Raw genomic sequence first — 15,734 nt, 5'->3', positions numbered from 1 at the left:
GTCCGGTCACCGGGCGGGCCTGCCGAGGCCCTCCTCGGGCAGCGGCAGCCCGTGGCAGTCCTGGTCCAGGCCCAAGTAGAAGGCGATCAGGCGGAGTAGGTGGTCGGTGTCCACCGGTTTGGTCACGTAGTCCGTTGCGCCTGATGCCAGTGACTTTTCCCGGTCCCCCTTCATCGCCTTCGCGGTCACCGCGATCACCGGGAGGTCCGCGTACCTCGACATGGCTCGGATTGCCGAGATCGTGGCGTTTCCGTCCAGTTCCGGCATCATGATGTCCATCAGGACCAAGGTCACGTCGTCGTACTGCTCCAGGGCGCGGACGCCCGTGATGCCGTTGTCCGCGTAGATGACCTGGAGGCCGTGCAGTTCCAGGACCGACGTCAGGGCGAAGACGTTGCGGAGGTCGTCGTCGACGATCAGGACCTTCTCGCCGTGGAAGCGCATCGGGGCCGGCGGGAGTTCGGTGGGGGCCACCAGGGTGGACACCTCGTCCTCCACCGGGGAGAGGAGTTCCGGTAGGGCCAGGGGTTCCGCGGGCGGGGGTACCAGGGTCTGGTCGCCCAGCGGGAGGTACAGGGTGAAGGTCGAGCCCACGCCCGGTTCGCTGCGGACGTCCAGCCTGCCGTCGAGCAGGGTCGACAGCTCCCGGCTGATCGACAGGCCCAGGCCCGTGCCGCCGTACTTGCGGGACGTGGTGCCGTCCGCCTGTTGGAAGGCCTCGAAGATGACCGACAGCTTCTCCGCCGGGATCCCGATTCCCGTGTCCTGCACGTCGAACGCCACCGAGTGCTCGGCCGTCCTGATCAGCAGCCGGATCTCGCCGTCGTGGGTGAACTTCACCGCGTTGGACAACAGGTTCCGCAGGATCTGCTGGAGGCGGTGTTCGTCGGTGTGCAGGGTGGACGGCACGTCCGGACCCACCGTGACGTCGAAGTCCAGGCCCTTCTCCGCCGCGAGTGGCAGGGTGATCGTCTCCACGTAGCCCACCAGGTCGGACAGCTGGACCGAGTCCGACTGGACCTGCATGTGGCCCGACTCGACCTTCGTCAGGTCCAGGATGTCGTCGATCAGCTGGAGCAGGTCCGTTCCCGACGAGTGGATGGTGCGGGCGAACTCCACCTGCTTCGGGTTCAGGTTGCCGTCCAGGTTGTCCGCCAGCAGTTTCGCCAGGATCAGCAACGAGTTCAGCGGCGTGCGCAGTTCGTGCGACATGTTCGCCATGAACTCGGACTTGTACTTCGACGCCGACGACAGCTGCCGCGCGCGGGCCTCCAGTTCGACCGAGCCCGCGCGCAGCTCCTCGGTCAGGCGCTGCGACTCGACCAGCAGGCTGTCGGTGCGGGCGTTGGCCAGCATGGTGTTCACGTTGACGCCGATGTTCTCCTTCAGCTGGTCCAACAGGTCCAGGTGGACCTCGGTGAACTCGCCGAACGAACCCAGCTCGATCACGCCGAGCGTTTCGCCCTGGAACACCACCGGCAGGATCACCAAATTCGCGGGCGGCGCCGCGCCCAGACCCGAGCCGACCTCCAGGTATCCCGGCGGGACGTCGGTCACCAGCACCGTCTTCTTCTCCGCCGCCACCTGGCCGATGAGCGCCTCGCCGCGGGCGAACCGCGCCGGGCGGCCGCCGCGCGGCTGGTACCCGTACGTCGCGGTCAGCTCCAGCGCGTCGGACACGCCGTCCACCAGGAAGAACGCGCCGTGCTGCGCCGACACCAGCGGCGTCAGCTCGCTCATCACCAGCGACGCCATGGCGTGCAGGTCGCGGTGGCCCTGCATCTGGCCGGACAACCGGGCCAGGTTGGTCTTCAACCAGTCCTGCTCCTGGTTGGCGCGCGTCGACGCCTTCAGGTTGCCGATCATCCGGTTGATGTTGTCCTTCAGGTCGGCGACCTCGCCGGACGCGTCCACGGTGATCTGCCGGGTCAGGTCGCCCGCGGTCACCGCCGTCGCCACCACGGCGATCGCCCGCACCTGCCGGGTCAGGTTCCCGGCCAGCTCGTTGACGTTCTCGGTCAACCGCTTCCAGGTACCCGACACGCCCTCGACCTCGGCCTGCCCGCCGAGCCGGCCCTCGCTGCCGACCTCGCGCGCCACGCGCGTGACCTCCGCGGCGAACGCCGAGAGCTGGTCGACCATGGTGTTGATGGTGGTCTTGAGCTCGAGGATCTCGCCGCGCGCGTCGACGTCGATCTTGCTCGTCAGGTCGCCCTGCGCGACCGCCGTGGTCACCTGGGCGATGTTGCGCACCTGCGAGGTCAGGTTGTTCGCCATGAAGTTGACGTTCTCGGTCAGGTCCTTCCAGGTGCCCGCCACGTTCGGCACCCGCGCCTGCCCGCCGAGGATGCCCTCGGTGCCGACCTCGCGGGACACCCGCGTGACCTCGTCGGCGAACGCCAGCAGCGTGTCGACCATGCCGTTGATCGTGTCGGCGAGCGCCGCGACCTCGCCCTTGGCCTCGACGGTGATCTTCTTGGACAGGTCGCCGCCCGCGACCGCCGTCGCCACCGCCGCGATGGACCGCACCTGGGTGGACAGGTTGTCCGCCATGACGTTCACGTTGTCCGTGAGGTCCTTCCACGCGCCGGTCACCCCCGGCACCCGCGCCTGACCGCCGAGCCGGCCGTCCGTGCCGACCTCGCGGGCGACGCGGGTGACCTCGTCGGCGAACGAGGACAGCTGGTCGACCATCGTGTTGATGGTCGACTTCAGCTCGAGGATCTCGCCGCGCGCGTCCACGGTGATCTTCTGCGACAGGTCGCCGCCCGCGACCGCCGTGGTGACCTGGGCGATCGATCGGACCTGCGCGGTCAGGTTGTTCGCCATGAAGTTGACGGAGTCGGTGAGGTCGCGCCAGGTTCCGGCGACGCCGGGCACCTGGGCCTGGCCGCCCAGTCGCCCGTCGGTGCCGACCTCGCGGGCCACCCGGGTGACCTCGTCCGCGAACGCGGAGAGCTGGTCGACCATCGTGTTGATGGTGTCCTTGAGCTCCAGGATCTCGCCGCGCGCGTTGACGGTGATCTTCTGCGACAGGTCGCCGCGCGCCACCGCCGTCGCGACCTGGGCGATGTTGCGGACCTGGGAGGTGAGGTTGCCGGCCATGAAGTTGACGGAGTCGGTGAGGTCGCGCCAGGTTCCGGCGACGCCGGGCACCTGGGCCTGGCCGCCCAGCCGCCCGTCGCTGCCGACCTCGCGGGCGACGCGGGTGACCTCGGCGGCGAAGGACGAGAGCTGGTCGACCATGGTGTTGATGGTGGTTTTGAGCTGGAGGATCTCGCCCCGCGCGTCGACGTCGATCTTCTGCGACAGGTCGCCCTGCGCGACCGCCGTCGTCACCTGGGCGATGTTGCGGACCTGGGAGGTGAGGTTGCCGGCCATGAAGTTGACCGAGTCGGTGAGGTCGCGCCACGTCCCGGCCACCCCGGACACCTGCGCCTGGCCGCCCAGCCGCCCGTCGGTGCCGACCTCGCGGGCGACGCGGGTGACCTCCGCGGCGAAGGACGAGAGCTGGTCGACCATGGTGTTGATGGTGTTCTTCAACTCCAGGATCTCGCCGGACGCGTCCACGGTGATCTGCCGGGTCAGGTCGCCCTGCGCGACCGCCGTCGCCACCTGGGCGATGTTGCGGACCTGGGAGGTCAGGTTGTTCGCCATGAAGTTGACGTTGTCGGTGAGGTCGCGCCAGGTTCCGGCGACGCCGGGCACCTGGGCCTGGCCGCCGAGCCGGCCGTCCGTGCCGACCTCGCGGGCGACGCGGGTGACCTCGTCCGCGAACGACGACAGCTGGTCGACCATCGTGTTCACGGTCGCCTTGAGCTCCAGCATCTCGCCCGCCACCGTCACGGTGATCTTCTGCGAGAGGTCGCCCTGCGCCACCGCCGTCGCGACCTGGGCGATGTCGCGGACCTGCGCGGTGAGGTTGTCGGACATGAAGTTGACCGAGTCGGTCAGGTCCTTCCAGGTGCCCGCCACGCCCGGCACCGCCGCCTGACCGCCCAACCGGCCGTCGGTGCCGATCTCGCGCGCCACCCGGGTGACCTCGCCCGCGAACGTGCGCAGGGTCGCGGTCATCGAGTTGAAGCTGTCGACCAGGTTCGCGACCTCGCCGCGCGCGGTCACCGTGATCTCCTGGGACAGGTCGCCCTCGGCCACCGCGGCGAGCACCCGGCTCAGCTCGGCGGTGGGTCGGGTCAGGTCCTCGACCAGGCCGTTGACCGCGTCGGTGGCCATCTCCCAGCCGAACGCGCCGCCGCCGGGCGCGAGCCGCTCGCCGAGCCTGCCCTCCTGGCCGACCGCCTGGCGCACCCGGACCAGTTCGCCGACGAGCCACTGGTTGCGCTCGGCTATCTCGTTGTACAGCTCGGCGAGTTCGGCCGCCCGGCCGTCCCGCGGCACGGCGAGGCGGCGTCGGAAGTTGCCGTCCCGCATCTCGCGCATCGCGGTCAGCAAGCGGTCCAGTGTCACGTCCGTGTCGTCCTGCGCGGTCGTCACGCGAACCTCCGATGTCAGCGGAACCGACCCAAGCCTGCCACTGTTGTGGTCACCTTGTCCGATAGGTTGGGGTCGACCCGACACGCAGGGAGCCGAGATGGCCCAGGGCTACCGGCAGGGCGCCGACGCGGTCCTCGACCTGTCCTCCTGGCGCAGGCTCGTGGACGGCTTCCACGAGGCCGTCGTCGTGCTGGACCCGGACGGGGTCGTGCGGCTGGTGAACCCGCTGGCGGCGGTGCTGTTCCCGGACGCGCGGCCGGGCACGCCGTCGGTTCCCGGCGGTCGGCGGCAGGACCTGGGCGGCGGGTGGACCGCGTGGTTCAAGGGCACCGAGGACTTCCTGGAGCGGGCGTCGCAGCGGCTGGCCGTGCTGGCGGACCGGGCCGAGGCGCTGCGGACCGTGGTCGAACTCGCGCCCGCGGATCACCCGGTCGTGATCGTGCCCGGCGCGCGCGGGCGGCTGGAGTGGTGGCGGCGCACGCCCGGCGGCGAGGTGTCGGTGTCCCGGACCACCCGGCAGGTGGCGGGCAAGGCGCTGCTGGACGTGCTGGACGGCGGCCCGGCGCGCGAGCTGGCGGCGGACGGCGACGGGCCGTGGACGCTGCCCGGCGGCACGTCGACCGCGGGTCTCGCGGTGCCGCTGGTCGGCGGTGGCGCGCTGGTGTGCTTCGGCGGGCCGCGGCACCTGGAGCTGTTGGAGCGGTTCGCCGAGCGGGCCGCGGCGGCGCTGGACGCGGCGACCCGGTTCAGCGAGCAGGAGCGGACCGTGGAGGCGCTGCGGGCGAACCTGCTGCCCGCGCCGCTGCCGGACGTAGCGGGCGTGCGGTTGGCGCGGGTGTTCGAACCGGCCCACCGCAAGGCGTTGATCGGCGGTGACTTCTACGACGTGCACCCGCGCGAGGACGGCAGCGCGGCGTTCGTGCTGGGCGACGTGGCGGGCAACGGGTTGGAGGCGGCCGCGCACAGCGGTCGGGTGCGGCAGAGCCTGCACACGCTGCTGCTGGTCGAGCAGCGGCCGGCGCAGCTGCTGACCCTGCTGGACGCGGCGTTGCGCGCGGCGGGCAGCAGGCTGTTCACCACGCTCGTGGTCGGCACGCTGGTTCCGGTGCAGGCGGGCGGGTTGCGGCTGGCGCTGGCCGCGGGCGGGCACCCGGCGCCGCTGGTGCTGCGGTCCGGCGGGCGGGTCGACGAGGTGGCGGTGCACGGCGGGATCGTCGGCGTGCTGCCGGAGGTGCGGTTCCAGCAGACGACCGTGATGCTCGCGCCGGGCGAGACGCTGCTGCTCTACAGCGACGGGGTGACCGAGGCGCGGGCGGCGGCGGACCGGCAGGAGCTGTTCGGCGACGCCCGGTTGAAGGCGGCGCTGGCCGAGTGCGTCGGGCTGCCCGCCGAGGCGGTCGCCGAGCACGTGCGGCGGGTGGTGTTCTCCTGGCTGGGCGCGGCGGAGCACGACGACCTGACCATGCTCGTCGTGCAGGCCGACCCCTAGGTCGACCTTCTAGATCGACACCGCCGAGCGGACGGTCAGGCCGAGTCCGACCACGAGCACCAGGGACGCGGTGAGCGCGGGCAGGGCGGTGAACCGGTCGCGGAAGCGCTCGACGGCGTGCAGCCGGTCGCGCAGCCGGACCAGCAGGAGGCCGACGGCGGTCAGCGTGACGGCCATGCCGAGCCCGTAGCCGAGGACCAGCAGCACGCCGAACCACGTGCGGCCCAACGCGATCGCGCCGAGCAGGACCACGAGCGCGGACGGGCTGGGCACCAACCCGCCCGCCACACCCATGCCCACCAACCCGGCCCGGTGCAGCCGGTGCCCGTGCCCATGCCCGTGGCCGAGCGCGGTGCCGTGCCCGTGGCCATGACCGTGCCCGCGTTCGTGGCCGGAGCCGGGTGCGGCGGTGTCGCGGGTGCGGCGGACCGTGGTGACGACCAGGAACGCGCCCACCGCGGCCACCAGCGCGCCGCTCGCCACGCCGAGCCAGCGCAGCGCCGACTCGCCCGCCAACGTGCTCGACGCGCTGATCACCAGACCCAGCACCAGCACGCCCGCGGTGTGGGTGAGGGTGACGGTCGCGCCGACCACCAGCGCGTCCCTCGGCGTGCCCGCGCGTCCGGCGAGGTACGCCGCGATCACCGTCTTGCCGTGCCCGGGCAGCGCGGCGTGCGACGCGCCGAGCAGCAAAGCCAGCAGCACGGCCAAAATCCCCACCCACGGGGTCAGGTCGCGGTCGCCGACCAGCCCGGTGAACGCCTTGGTCGCCTTCGTCAGCAGGGAGTCCTCGGCACCGCCCGGGGTGCCGGCCGGCGTGGAACCGCCCGGTGTCGCGGTCAGCGCCACCTCGCGCACGTCCGGCGGGTCGGCGAGCAGGTCGTCCGGGTACGCCCGCAACTCGCCGCTGACGCTGGCGGTCGGCGCCGACGAGGTGATCGTCACCCCGGCGCCCGCCGCGGTCATCTCCCGCCACCCGATCCGGTCCGGCCGGTAGGAGTCGCGCACCACGATCCGACCGCCGGACGCCGGCACCTCCAGCGCGCAGGTGAGCCGCGTGGTGGGCAACCCGGCCTGGCCGACCGGGGACTCCAGCACGGCCGAGCGCACGCGGGCAGGCGTCGACCGGCCGTCCACCTCGACGCCCGTCGTCCGCGCCACCTCCGCGCACTCGCGGTCGGCGTATCCGTCCACTGTGGACGGGTGTTCCTGGAGGGTCGGTATCTCGGCGAGGTCGACGATCGCGCGCACGTCGACGCGGTCCGGTCGCACGGTCACCCCGTGGTAGTGGTTCACCGTGAAGTCGCCCAGCGGGTGCGCCGACGCCTTCGACGGGGTCAGCAGCACGCCGAGCGCCACCCCGAGGACCACGACCAGCAGTCGGATCACCGCAACCCCGCCAGGGTCGCCCGGGCCGCGCCCGCGTCGGTGAACGAGAAGTGCGGGTTGATCGCGAGCGCGGTGTCCAGCGCCGTCGCGGCCTCCGCGCGACGGCCCAGCGCGGCGAGGACGGTGCCCCGGTGGAACGCGAACACCGCGTTGCGCCAGCCCGAGGACGCGGCCACCTCGGCCAGGTCCAGCGCCTCGGCGTCCCGGCCGTGGAGGTGCAGTGCCCACGCCAGCGCGTCGGCGACCAGCGGGTGGTGGCGGCGGGACCACTCGGCGGAGGCCAGGGTCAGCGCGGCGGCCGCGTCGCCCCGGTCCGCCGCGACCGCCGACGCGGTCAGGTCGTCCTGGCCACCGGCCGCCGCGATCAGGGCGAACTGCTTGTCCAGCAAGGAGAACTGCTCGGCCGCCTCGGCGCCGCGACCCGAGGCGCGGAGCAGGTTCGCGTACTCGTGCCGGTACTGCGGCAGCGGGACGCGGTCGACCAGGTCGTGGTAGCCGGCGAGCGCGTCGTCCCACCGGCCGGCCGCGGCGGCGACCTTCGCCTTGCCCTGGAGGAGGGTCACGTCGCGCGGGTCGGCCGACAGGCCCGCGTCGTACTGCCGGGCGGCCTCCTCCGGGTCGCCGTTGTCGAACGCCAGCTCGCCCAGGTGGTAGCGGCAGAACACCACGTCCGACGGCGCGACCGACGCCTCCAGCGCGCGCTCCAGGGCTTCCCGGGCGGCGTCGACCCGGCCGTGCTGCTCCAGGTCGTAGGCGGCGCGGGTGAACGACGGCACGCCGGGTTCGAGGTCCAGCATCCGCTGCACGGCCTCGGTCGCCTCGGCCGCGGCGCCCAGCTGGGTCGTCGCGTCCGCCAGCACGCCGCGCGCCGACGCGGTGTCCGGCAGCGCGGTGACGGCGCGCTGCGCCAGGTCGCGGGCGGTCGCGAAGTCGTGCCGGGCGTTGGCCAGCGCGCCGAGTCCGATCAGCGCCCAGCCGTTGTCCGGACCGTGCCGCAGCGACGTCTCCAGCGCGCCCTGCGCCTTCGCGTAGTACGCCGGGTCGCCGGTCACCCTGGCCTGCTCCACGTACGCCGAGCCCAGCGCGGCCCACGTGGTGAAGTCGGCGGGTGTGCGGCGCAACCGGGCCTGGGCGGCGGAGATGCTGCGGTGCAACGAGGTTTCCGCCGCGACCCCGACCGGTGCCGGTGTCCGGGGGGTGTCCGGGGCGGACGGGAGCGAGACGAGCAGCGCGGCGCCGGCCGCGAGGGCGGCGACCGCGAGGAGTTTCGACATGGTTCCTCCGCGGGAGGGGGTCGAACCCCCGGGCGACGGGCAACCGGGGGTTCGACCGGGGTCACTCGGTGGGAGAGGCCTGCGCGCCGGCGCGGTGCCGCAGCACCCACGCGCCGGCGCCGATGAGCAGGACCGCGAGCGACCCGCCCAACAGCGTGGTGGTCGGAAGACCGGACGCACCCGCCGTCGGCTCGATGGCCACCGCCGTGGCGCCGGCGTTGACCGCGGTGTTGTTCGGCAGCGCCACGTAGGGGAACGTCGTGCCGAACGCGTTCTCGTTGGCGTCGACCTTGTCGCCGGCCGCGAGCGCCTGCACGACACCGTTGACGGCCGCGCCCTCGAGGGCCTGCAACCCGATGTCCAGCACGTCGTCGCCGAGCCGTCGCCCGTTGGGGAAGCCCTGGTTGTCCTGCACCAGCACGCCCAGCCGGTTCGGCTCGCCGGCCGGCGCGACGGCGGTGTTCAGCCGGAGCTGCTCGGACGGCGTGAACTTCCGCCGGTCGACGTCCTGGTTGTCCAGCTGGGAGTTCAGGTCGGCCTTGACCGGACCGCCCGCCTTGGTGGTGATGCCGGTCAGGAAGATCTCGGCCAGGTCGTCCCGCTTTCCCTTGGGCGCCGGGATCTTGTAGATCGACTCGACCAGTCGCGGCACCTCGGGGTCGGTCACCCGGGCGACGAGTTCCTCCACCTTGCCGTCCTGGTCGGGCGTCAGCGCGTTGAACCGGTCCTTCAACCCGGCGGGCACGACCACCTCGTTCACCAGCGGGTTGCCCAGCCGCGACACCTGCACCCACTCGCCGCGCGCCTCGTGCTTGCCGGGGCTGCGCTCGAGCGAGCGGCGCTCGGTGTCCGCCCACACCCCGATCACCGGGTTGCGCTTCTCGTCCCCCTTGAGCGCCACCCACTTCCGCGGCACCTGGAGGGCGATCGTGTTGACGTTGTAGCCCTTCAGCGTGTCCTGACCGACCTCGGACAGGTCGCCGCCGTAGAGCAGGTCGAACACCCGCAGGTCGGCGAAGAACGGGTCGTCGGCCTGGCCGACGTAGGCCTTCGCGCCGCCGGGGATCGCGGTGATCGCCTGGTCCCGCAACCGGGTGTAGTCGGGCATCGACTTCGGCCCGGTGTTCGACGGCGCGACCTTGGCGCCGCGCACCAGGTTCCGCGCGTTGCCGCGACCGTCGAGCACGTCGAGCGAGTAGGTCTGGCGGAACAGCAGGTTCTCGTCGTCCAGCGACGTCACCGGTCCGCTGCTGTAGAGGAACGTGGCCTTGCCGCGCCGGTCCTCGGTCTTGAAGGTGAACCGGTAGGTCAGGTCGGCCTTCGCGTCGCCGTCGTTGTCGACGTTCAGGTCGTACCGGGCGTCGGTGGCGAAGGGGAAGAAGTCGGGACCCCCGTTGGGTTCCTGGAACGGCGAGACGTTCGCGATCAGCGTCACGGTGTCCGGGTGGTCGGGGCTGACGAACGCGTACAGGTCGGTGTTGTCCACGGCGGGGTCGCCGGCGATCAGCGGCGCCTCGCGGTGGCTCGACGCGCCGGCCGGCGCGCCGAACAGGCCGGCGGCCACCGCGGTGGCGCCGACGGCGGCCAGCGCGGCGCCGACCCTGGTGGCCCGGCGCGCGGTGAGCGGTGCGGACATGCTCGATCCCTTCGGGGCGGTGACCCGGCGGAACGCGGTCGGCGTGGCGTCCGGACGCGGGAGAGGACACCCGGAATACCGGCCGGCGCGGTGGTCCGGTTCAGAACCCAGGGGTTCGGACTGCCCTTCCGCTCAGTGGAATCGGCCGTTGACCGGCGGGGACACCGGTTCCTAGCGTTCCCCGGGCCCGGGGACCCGCTCCGGGACGAGGAGGGACGCCGTGCCACTGGACACGACCACCCCGGACTACCGCCGGGACACCGCGTCGCACCCGCCGCTCGCCTGGCCCGACTACCGGTCCAACGCCCTGCGCACGCCGCGCCGCCCGCTGACCCTGCTGCCGCAGCGGCTGGGCGAGATCACCGGTCCGCTGCTGGGAGAGGAGCGCGTCGGCCCCACCGACAACGACCTCACCGCGGGCCACCCGGGCGAACCGCAGGGTCAGCGCATCGTCGTCAGCGGCCGGGTGCTCGACGGCGACGGCCGACCGGTGCCGCACGCGCTGGTCGAGGTCTGGCAGGCCAACGCGGGTGGTCGCTACCGGCACGACGGCGACCGGCACCCGGCGCCGCTGGACCCGAACTTCGCCGGCGTCGGCCGGACGCTGACCGACGCCGGCGGCAACTACACGTTCACCACGATCCAGCCCGGCGCGTACCCGTGGCGCAACCACGACAACGCGTGGCGGCCCGCGCACATCCACTTCTCGCTGTTCGGCACCGCGTTCACCCAGCGGCTGATCACCCAGATGTACTTCCCGGGCGACCCGCTGTTCTTCCAGGACCCCATTTTCAACTCGGTGCGCGACGAGCGGGCCCGCCAGGCCATGATCGCGACGTTCGACCTGGCCTCGACGGTGCCCGAGTGGGCGCTGGGCTTCCGCTGGGACATCGTGCTGCGGGGCAAGAACCCGACGCCGCTGGAGAACGAGGACGACGACGATGACTGAGCCGACGCTCCAGACCACGCCGTCGCAGACCGTCGGCCCGTTCTTCGCGCACGGCCTGGACTGGGCCGACGGCGCGTTCGTGGTGCCCGAGGGCACGCCCGGCGCGGTGTGGGTGACCGGCCGGGTGCTCGACGGCGCGGGCGTGCCGGTGCCCGACGCGGTCGTGGAAACCTGGCAGGCCGACCCGGACGGCCGGTTCGACCACCCCGACGACCCGCGCGGCGCGGTGCGGCGCGAGGGCTTCCGCGGTTTCGGCCGCAGCGCGACCGACCCCGAGGGGCGGTGGGGCGTGCTGACCGTGAAACCCGGTGCGCTGCCGGTGTCCGAGGGCGGGCAGGAGGCGCCGCACCTGAACGTGTCGGTGTTCTGCCGCGGCATGCTGGTCCGGCTGGTGACCCGGATCTACTTCCCGGACGAGGCGGCCAACGCGGCCGACCCGGTGCTCCTCGCCCTGACCGCCCCGGAGCGTGCGACCCTGGTCGCCGCGCACACCGGGGACGGCTACCACTTCGACGTGCACCTCCAGGGTGAGCGTGAAACCGTCTTCTTCGACCTCTGAGGGCTCCGGGAGGGGCGAGCGGTGATCCACCACGTGCTGAGCGGTCCGCCGGACGCGCCGGTGCTGGTGCTCGGCAACTCGCTGGGCACCACCACGGCGCTGTGGGACGCCCAGTTGCCGGTGTTCGAGCGGGATTTCCGGGTGCTGCGCTACGACCACCGCGGCCACGGCGGCAGCGCGCCCGCGACCGGCCCGTTCCGGCTGGACGACCTCGCGGAGGACGTGCTGGAGCTGCTCGACCACCTGGGGTTCGCGCGGGTGTCCTACTGCGGGGTGTCGCTGGGCGGCATGGTCGGCATGTGGCTGGCCGGGCACGCGCCGGAACGCGTCGACCGGCTCGGCCTGGTGTGCACCACCGCGGTGTTCCCGACCGCGCGCCCGTGGCTGGAGCGGGCCGCGACGGTGCGCGCGCACGGCACCGCCTCGATCGCCGCGCAGGTGGTGTCCCGGTGGTTCACCCCCGGTCACCCCACGGCGGCCCACGAGGCCGGGTTGTCCACTGTGGACGACGAGAGCTACGCCGGGTGCTGCGAGGCGCTGGCGGCGCTGGACCTGCGCCCGGTGCTGCCCGCGATCGAGGCGCCGACGGTCCTCGTCGCGGGCAGGCACGACCTGGCGACACCGCCGGAGTCGTTGCGCGCCATCGCCGACGTGGTGCCGGGCGCGGCGCTGCACGTGGTGGAGGCGGCCCACCTGGCGAACGTGGAAGCCGCCGACGACGTGACCGGGATCCTCCACGACCACCTGGTGGGCAGATGAACGACGGCATGAGGGTGCGCCGCGAGGTGCTGGGCGACGACCACGTCGACCGCGCGGTCGAGCGCACCGACGGGTTCACCTCCGACTTCCAGGACCTGATCACCCGCTACGCGTGGGGCGAGATCTGGACCAGGCCGGGCCTGGACCGGCGGACCCGGTCCTGCATCACGCTGGCCATGCTCGCGACCCTCGGTCACGAGGCGGAGTTGGCCATGCACGTCCGCGCCGCGCTGCGCAACGGGGTGACCGCGGACGAGATCAAGGAAGTGCTGCTCCAGGTGGGTGTCTACGCGGGGGTGCCGGCCGCGAACCGGGCGTTCGCGGTGGCGCAGCGGGTGCTGTCGGGCGACTGACCCGAGTCCACCTCGGACGCCGGGTCGGACCGGCGCGAGCGCGGTGTGCGGACCGGGTGGCGCCCCCGGGTGGTGACGTTCCCGCCCGGTTCGCCCGGAATGCCCGGCGCGGCGAGCCGGTCGTGCGGCTCGGCGCGGGTCGGGCGGACCCGCGACCGGTGCCGCCCGCGTGCGCTCACGCACGGGAGACCGCGGAGTAAGACTTCGGCGGGTCGTGGCGATATGCACCGTGAACCACCCTTGCGAACAACGGTGAACAACATGGACGACGACGAACTCTCCCATCGGGCGCGGGCACTGCTCAGGGCGATCGCGGCGGGGCGCGCCGAGGTCACCCGGAGCCGGGAGCCCGACCTGCGGGTGGACGGGTTGCTCTGCTGCGACCAGTCCTCGGTGCGCGACCTGGCCCACGCCGGGTTGCTCCAGGCGGCCCTGACCAACGAGGTGGGCCAGTGGGTGCCCGCCGAGCTGACCCCCGAGGGGCGCGCCATGCTCGCCTGACCCCTCGTGACCGGACGTCGTTCAGCGGGCGTCCGGCGTGACCAGCGGCCGACCGTGGCCCACGCACAGCACGCGCGGGTCGAGGTCGAGCAGTCGCCGCGCGGACTTCTCCAGCAGCGGCCGGTCGACGTTGAACACGCCCGGGATGGCGGCGCCGTCCCACGTGGCCACCGTGTCGCCGACGAACAGCACGCCCCGGTCGGGCACGTGCAGCGCGATGCTGCCCGGCGTGTGGCCGGGCACGTGCAGCACCGTCGCGCCCGCGAGCACGTCGCCCTCGGTCAGCTCCTCGTCCACCGGCGACGGCGGCGCGGGCGGCACGAGCGGGGTGACGGAGTCGAACAGCTCGCGCTCCTCGGGCGGCACGACCGGCGCCGGACCGGGTTCCTCGCCCCGGATGAACGGCGCCTCGGCGCGGTGCGCGTACACCGGCGCGCCCGTCAGCGCACGCAGTTCGGCCGCCGAGCCGGTGTGGTCCTCGTGGAAGTGCGTGAGCACGATCCGCCGCACGTCGCCGAGCTCCGCGATCTCCGCGCCGTGCCCGGCGACACCGGTGTCGATCACGGTCAACCCGTCGGCGCCGCGCAGCGCGTAGGCCTGGCCGACCGGGAACGTGAGCATCACCAGTCCCGGCACCACCTCGGTGATCTCCATGCGCCCCAACGTAGGCGAGCCGATCCCGGCTCGGGCCCGGGTTCGCCGCGGGCTGAAACCGGTCCACAGTGGACGGTCCGGCGGGGCGGGTGCTCGGCCGTTCGGCGTAGGCGGTGGTCGCGGGTCGGCGGGGGAATTGCCCCGGTGCGACCTTTCCCGGCACGTCAGGTGAGGCTAGCCTAATCGAACGAGAGGTCCGGATCACGCCCGGTGTGCACGCTGGTTAGGTTAGGGTAACCAAAGTTCGATCACTCCAGACGTCGCACCCGATAGGACAGCCATGCCACAGCAGCCACCTGTCTTCGACGTACTCGGCGTCGGCTTCGGGCCGTCCAACCTGGCGCTCGCGATCGCGGTCACCGAGTACAACGCGACCGCCGAAGACGTGGTGACCGCGCACTTCCTGGAGCGCCAGCACCACTTCGGCTGGCATCGGGGCATGCTGATCGACGACGCGACCATGCAGGTGTCCTTCCTCAAGGACCTGGTGACGATGCGCAACCCCAACAGCACCTTCACCTTCCTGAGCTACCTGCACCACAAGGGCCGGCTGGTCGACTTCATCAACCACAAGAACCTCTTCCCGCTGCGCGTCGAGTTCCACGACTACTTCGAGTGGGCCGCCGGCCGGGTGGACGACCTGGTGTCCTACGGCCAGGACGTGGTGTCGGTGCGGCCGGTGGTCGAGGAGGGCGTGGTGACCCATTTCGACGTGACCTCGCACGCGCCGTCCGGCGAGGTCGAGGTGCGCCGCGCACGCAACCTCGTACTGGCGACCGGGCTGCGGCCCCACCTCCCCGAGGGTGTCGAGGCGTCCGGGCGGGTGTGGCACAACCGGGACTTCCTGCACCGGGTGGAGGAGGTCGCCGAGGCGAAGAGGTTCGTCGTGGTCGGCGCGGGGCAGAGCGGCGCCGAGGTGACGGCGTTCCTGCACGAGCGCTTCCCGGCCGCCGAGGTGTGCTCGGTCTTCGCGCGCTACGGCTACAGCCCGGCCGACGACAGCCCGTTCGCGAACCGGATCTTCGACCCGGCGGCGGTGGACGACTACTTCGGCGCGCCCGACGAGGTCAAGCGGCGGCTGATGGAGTACCACTCCAACACCAACTACGCGGTGGTGGACAACGACCTGATCGCCGAGCTGTACCGGCGGGTGTACCGGGAGAAGGTGCTCGGTCGCGAGCGGCTGCGGATGATCAACCTCTCGCACGTCGCGGGCGTGGACGAGCACCCCGCCGGCGTGCGGGTGACGGTGGAGTCGCTCGCCACCGGCGAGCGGGAGACGCTGGACGCGGACGTGGTCGTGTACGCCACGGGCTACCGCGAGGCCGACCCCACCGCGCTGCTGGGCGAGCTGGCCGGCCGGTGCCTGCGCGACGAGCACGACCGGCTGCGGGTCGGTCGGGACTACCGGCTCGACACCGACGACCACGTGCTGGCCGGGTTGTACCTCCAGGGCGGCACCGAGCACACGCACGGCATCTCGTCGTCGTTGCTGTCCAACACCTCGGTCCGGGTCGGCGAGATCCTGGAGTCGGTGCTCGACCGGCGCGAGCCGCGGGTGCCCGCGGCCCGGGACTTCGCGACCACCGCGTCGTCGGCCCACTAGTCCACTGTGGAGGGACGGGGCGCGGCCCCGGCGTCCACTGGCAACACCCACGCGGGCCGCGGCCCACAGAC

Annotated in this window: 12 protein-coding genes; 7 read left to right on the top strand and 5 right to left on the bottom strand. The window is 72.6% G+C overall.

Features of this window, described 5'->3' with window-relative positions; genetic code table 11:
* Nucleotides 1-6: 6 nt before the first annotated feature.
* Nucleotides 7-4,440 (bottom strand): HAMP domain-containing protein, encoded by a 4,434-nt coding sequence (locus AB0G50_RS32840; RefSeq protein WP_360116824.1) that lies wholly within the window; start codon nucleotides 4,438-4,440, stop codon nucleotides 7-9.
* 151 nt (nucleotides 4,441-4,591) lie between these two features.
* Between AB0G50_RS32840 and AB0G50_RS32835 the strand changes: the two genes are divergently transcribed.
* Nucleotides 4,592-5,983, top strand: coding sequence for a SpoIIE family protein phosphatase (locus AB0G50_RS32835; protein ID WP_360116818.1), 1,392 nt, complete (start codon nucleotides 4,592-4,594; stop codon nucleotides 5,981-5,983).
* 9 nt (nucleotides 5,984-5,992) lie between these two features.
* On the opposite strand, the gene AB0G50_RS32830 is transcribed toward AB0G50_RS32835, so the two are convergent.
* The 3 genes from AB0G50_RS32830 to AB0G50_RS32820 form a co-directional block, all read right to left on the bottom strand.
* Nucleotides 5,993-7,372 (bottom strand): High-affinity nickel-transporter, encoded by a 1,380-nt coding sequence (locus AB0G50_RS32830; protein ID WP_360116815.1) that lies wholly within the window; start codon nucleotides 7,370-7,372, stop codon nucleotides 5,993-5,995.
* On the bottom strand, nucleotides 7,369-8,646 hold the full coding sequence (locus AB0G50_RS32825) for a tetratricopeptide repeat protein (protein WP_360116812.1): 1,278 nt from the start codon (nucleotides 8,644-8,646) through the stop codon (nucleotides 7,369-7,371). The genes AB0G50_RS32830 and AB0G50_RS32825 overlap by 4 nt, the downstream gene beginning before the upstream one ends.
* 61 nt (nucleotides 8,647-8,707) lie before the next feature.
* Entirely contained in the window at nucleotides 8,708-10,282 is a 1,575-nt protein-coding gene (locus AB0G50_RS32820) for a DUF4331 domain-containing protein (protein ID WP_360116809.1), read from the bottom strand.
* A 220-nt stretch (nucleotides 10,283-10,502) separates the two neighbouring features.
* Between AB0G50_RS32820 and pcaH the strand changes: the two genes are divergently transcribed.
* From pcaH to AB0G50_RS32795, 5 genes are all read left to right on the top strand, one after another.
* Nucleotides 10,503-11,231, top strand: a complete 729-nt coding sequence (gene pcaH, locus AB0G50_RS32815; protein ID WP_360116806.1) for a protocatechuate 3,4-dioxygenase subunit beta — start codon at nucleotides 10,503-10,505, stop codon at nucleotides 11,229-11,231.
* Nucleotides 11,224-11,790: a protocatechuate 3,4-dioxygenase subunit alpha gene (gene pcaG, locus AB0G50_RS32810; protein WP_360116803.1), complete on the top strand. Its 567-nt coding sequence runs from the start codon at nucleotides 11,224-11,226 to the stop codon at nucleotides 11,788-11,790. The genes pcaH and pcaG overlap by 8 nt, the downstream gene beginning before the upstream one ends.
* 21 nt (nucleotides 11,791-11,811) lie before the next feature.
* Complete coding sequence (pcaD, locus tag AB0G50_RS32805) at nucleotides 11,812-12,549, top strand: 3-oxoadipate enol-lactonase (RefSeq protein ID WP_360116800.1); 738 nt, start codon at nucleotides 11,812-11,814, stop codon at nucleotides 12,547-12,549.
* A complete protein-coding gene (pcaC, locus tag AB0G50_RS32800; RefSeq protein ID WP_360116797.1) occupies nucleotides 12,546-12,902 on the top strand; it encodes a 4-carboxymuconolactone decarboxylase in 357 nt (118 codons plus the stop codon). Before pcaD ends, pcaC begins: the two co-directional genes overlap by 4 nt.
* Nucleotides 12,903-13,163: 261 nt before the next feature.
* Nucleotides 13,164-13,403, top strand: coding sequence for a hypothetical protein (locus tag AB0G50_RS32795; RefSeq protein ID WP_360116794.1), 240 nt, complete (start codon nucleotides 13,164-13,166; stop codon nucleotides 13,401-13,403).
* Between the two features lie 21 nt (nucleotides 13,404-13,424).
* Here AB0G50_RS32795 and AB0G50_RS32790 read toward each other — a convergent pair whose 3' ends face one another.
* Entirely contained in the window at nucleotides 13,425-14,057 is a 633-nt protein-coding gene (locus AB0G50_RS32790) for an MBL fold metallo-hydrolase (protein ID WP_360116791.1), read from the bottom strand.
* Between the two features lie 280 nt (nucleotides 14,058-14,337).
* Here AB0G50_RS32790 and AB0G50_RS32785 point away from each other — a divergent pair, with 280 nt between their 5' ends.
* Nucleotides 14,338-15,663 (top strand): lysine N(6)-hydroxylase/L-ornithine N(5)-oxygenase family protein, encoded by a 1,326-nt coding sequence (locus AB0G50_RS32785; protein ID WP_360116788.1) that lies wholly within the window; start codon nucleotides 14,338-14,340, stop codon nucleotides 15,661-15,663.
* The last annotated feature ends 71 nt before the right edge of the window (nucleotides 15,664-15,734 follow it).

Source organism: Actinosynnema sp. NPDC020468, from assembly GCF_040642015.1.
Classification (GTDB): domain Bacteria; phylum Actinomycetota; class Actinomycetes; order Mycobacteriales; family Pseudonocardiaceae; genus Actinosynnema.
Note: the sequence above shows the minus strand (reverse complement) of the source record. Positions and strands in the feature narration are given on the sequence as shown.

Bases quoted from the DNA above. Each gene is read 5' to 3' on its own strand.
- AB0G50_RS32840 (WP_360116824.1), bottom strand. From the start codon at position 4,440: ATGCGCGAGATGCGGGACGGCAACTTCCGACGCCGCCTCGCCGTGCCG.
- AB0G50_RS32835 (WP_360116818.1), top strand. From the start codon at position 4,592: ATGGCCCAGGGCTACCGGCAGGGCGCCGACGCGGTCCTCGACCTGTCC.
- AB0G50_RS32825 (WP_360116812.1), bottom strand. From the start codon at position 8,646: ATGTCGAAACTCCTCGCGGTCGCCGCCCTCGCGGCCGGCGCCGCGCTG.
- AB0G50_RS32820 (WP_360116809.1), bottom strand. From the start codon at position 10,282: ATGTCCGCACCGCTCACCGCGCGCCGGGCCACCAGGGTCGGCGCCGCG.
- pcaG (WP_360116803.1), top strand. From the start codon at position 11,224: ATGACTGAGCCGACGCTCCAGACCACGCCGTCGCAGACCGTCGGCCCG.
- pcaC (WP_360116797.1), top strand. From the start codon at position 12,546: ATGAACGACGGCATGAGGGTGCGCCGCGAGGTGCTGGGCGACGACCAC.
- AB0G50_RS32795 (WP_360116794.1), top strand. From the start codon at position 13,164: ATGGACGACGACGAACTCTCCCATCGGGCGCGGGCACTGCTCAGGGCG.
- AB0G50_RS32790 (WP_360116791.1), bottom strand. From the start codon at position 14,057: ATGGAGATCACCGAGGTGGTGCCGGGACTGGTGATGCTCACGTTCCCG.
- AB0G50_RS32785 (WP_360116788.1), top strand. From the start codon at position 14,338: ATGCCACAGCAGCCACCTGTCTTCGACGTACTCGGCGTCGGCTTCGGG.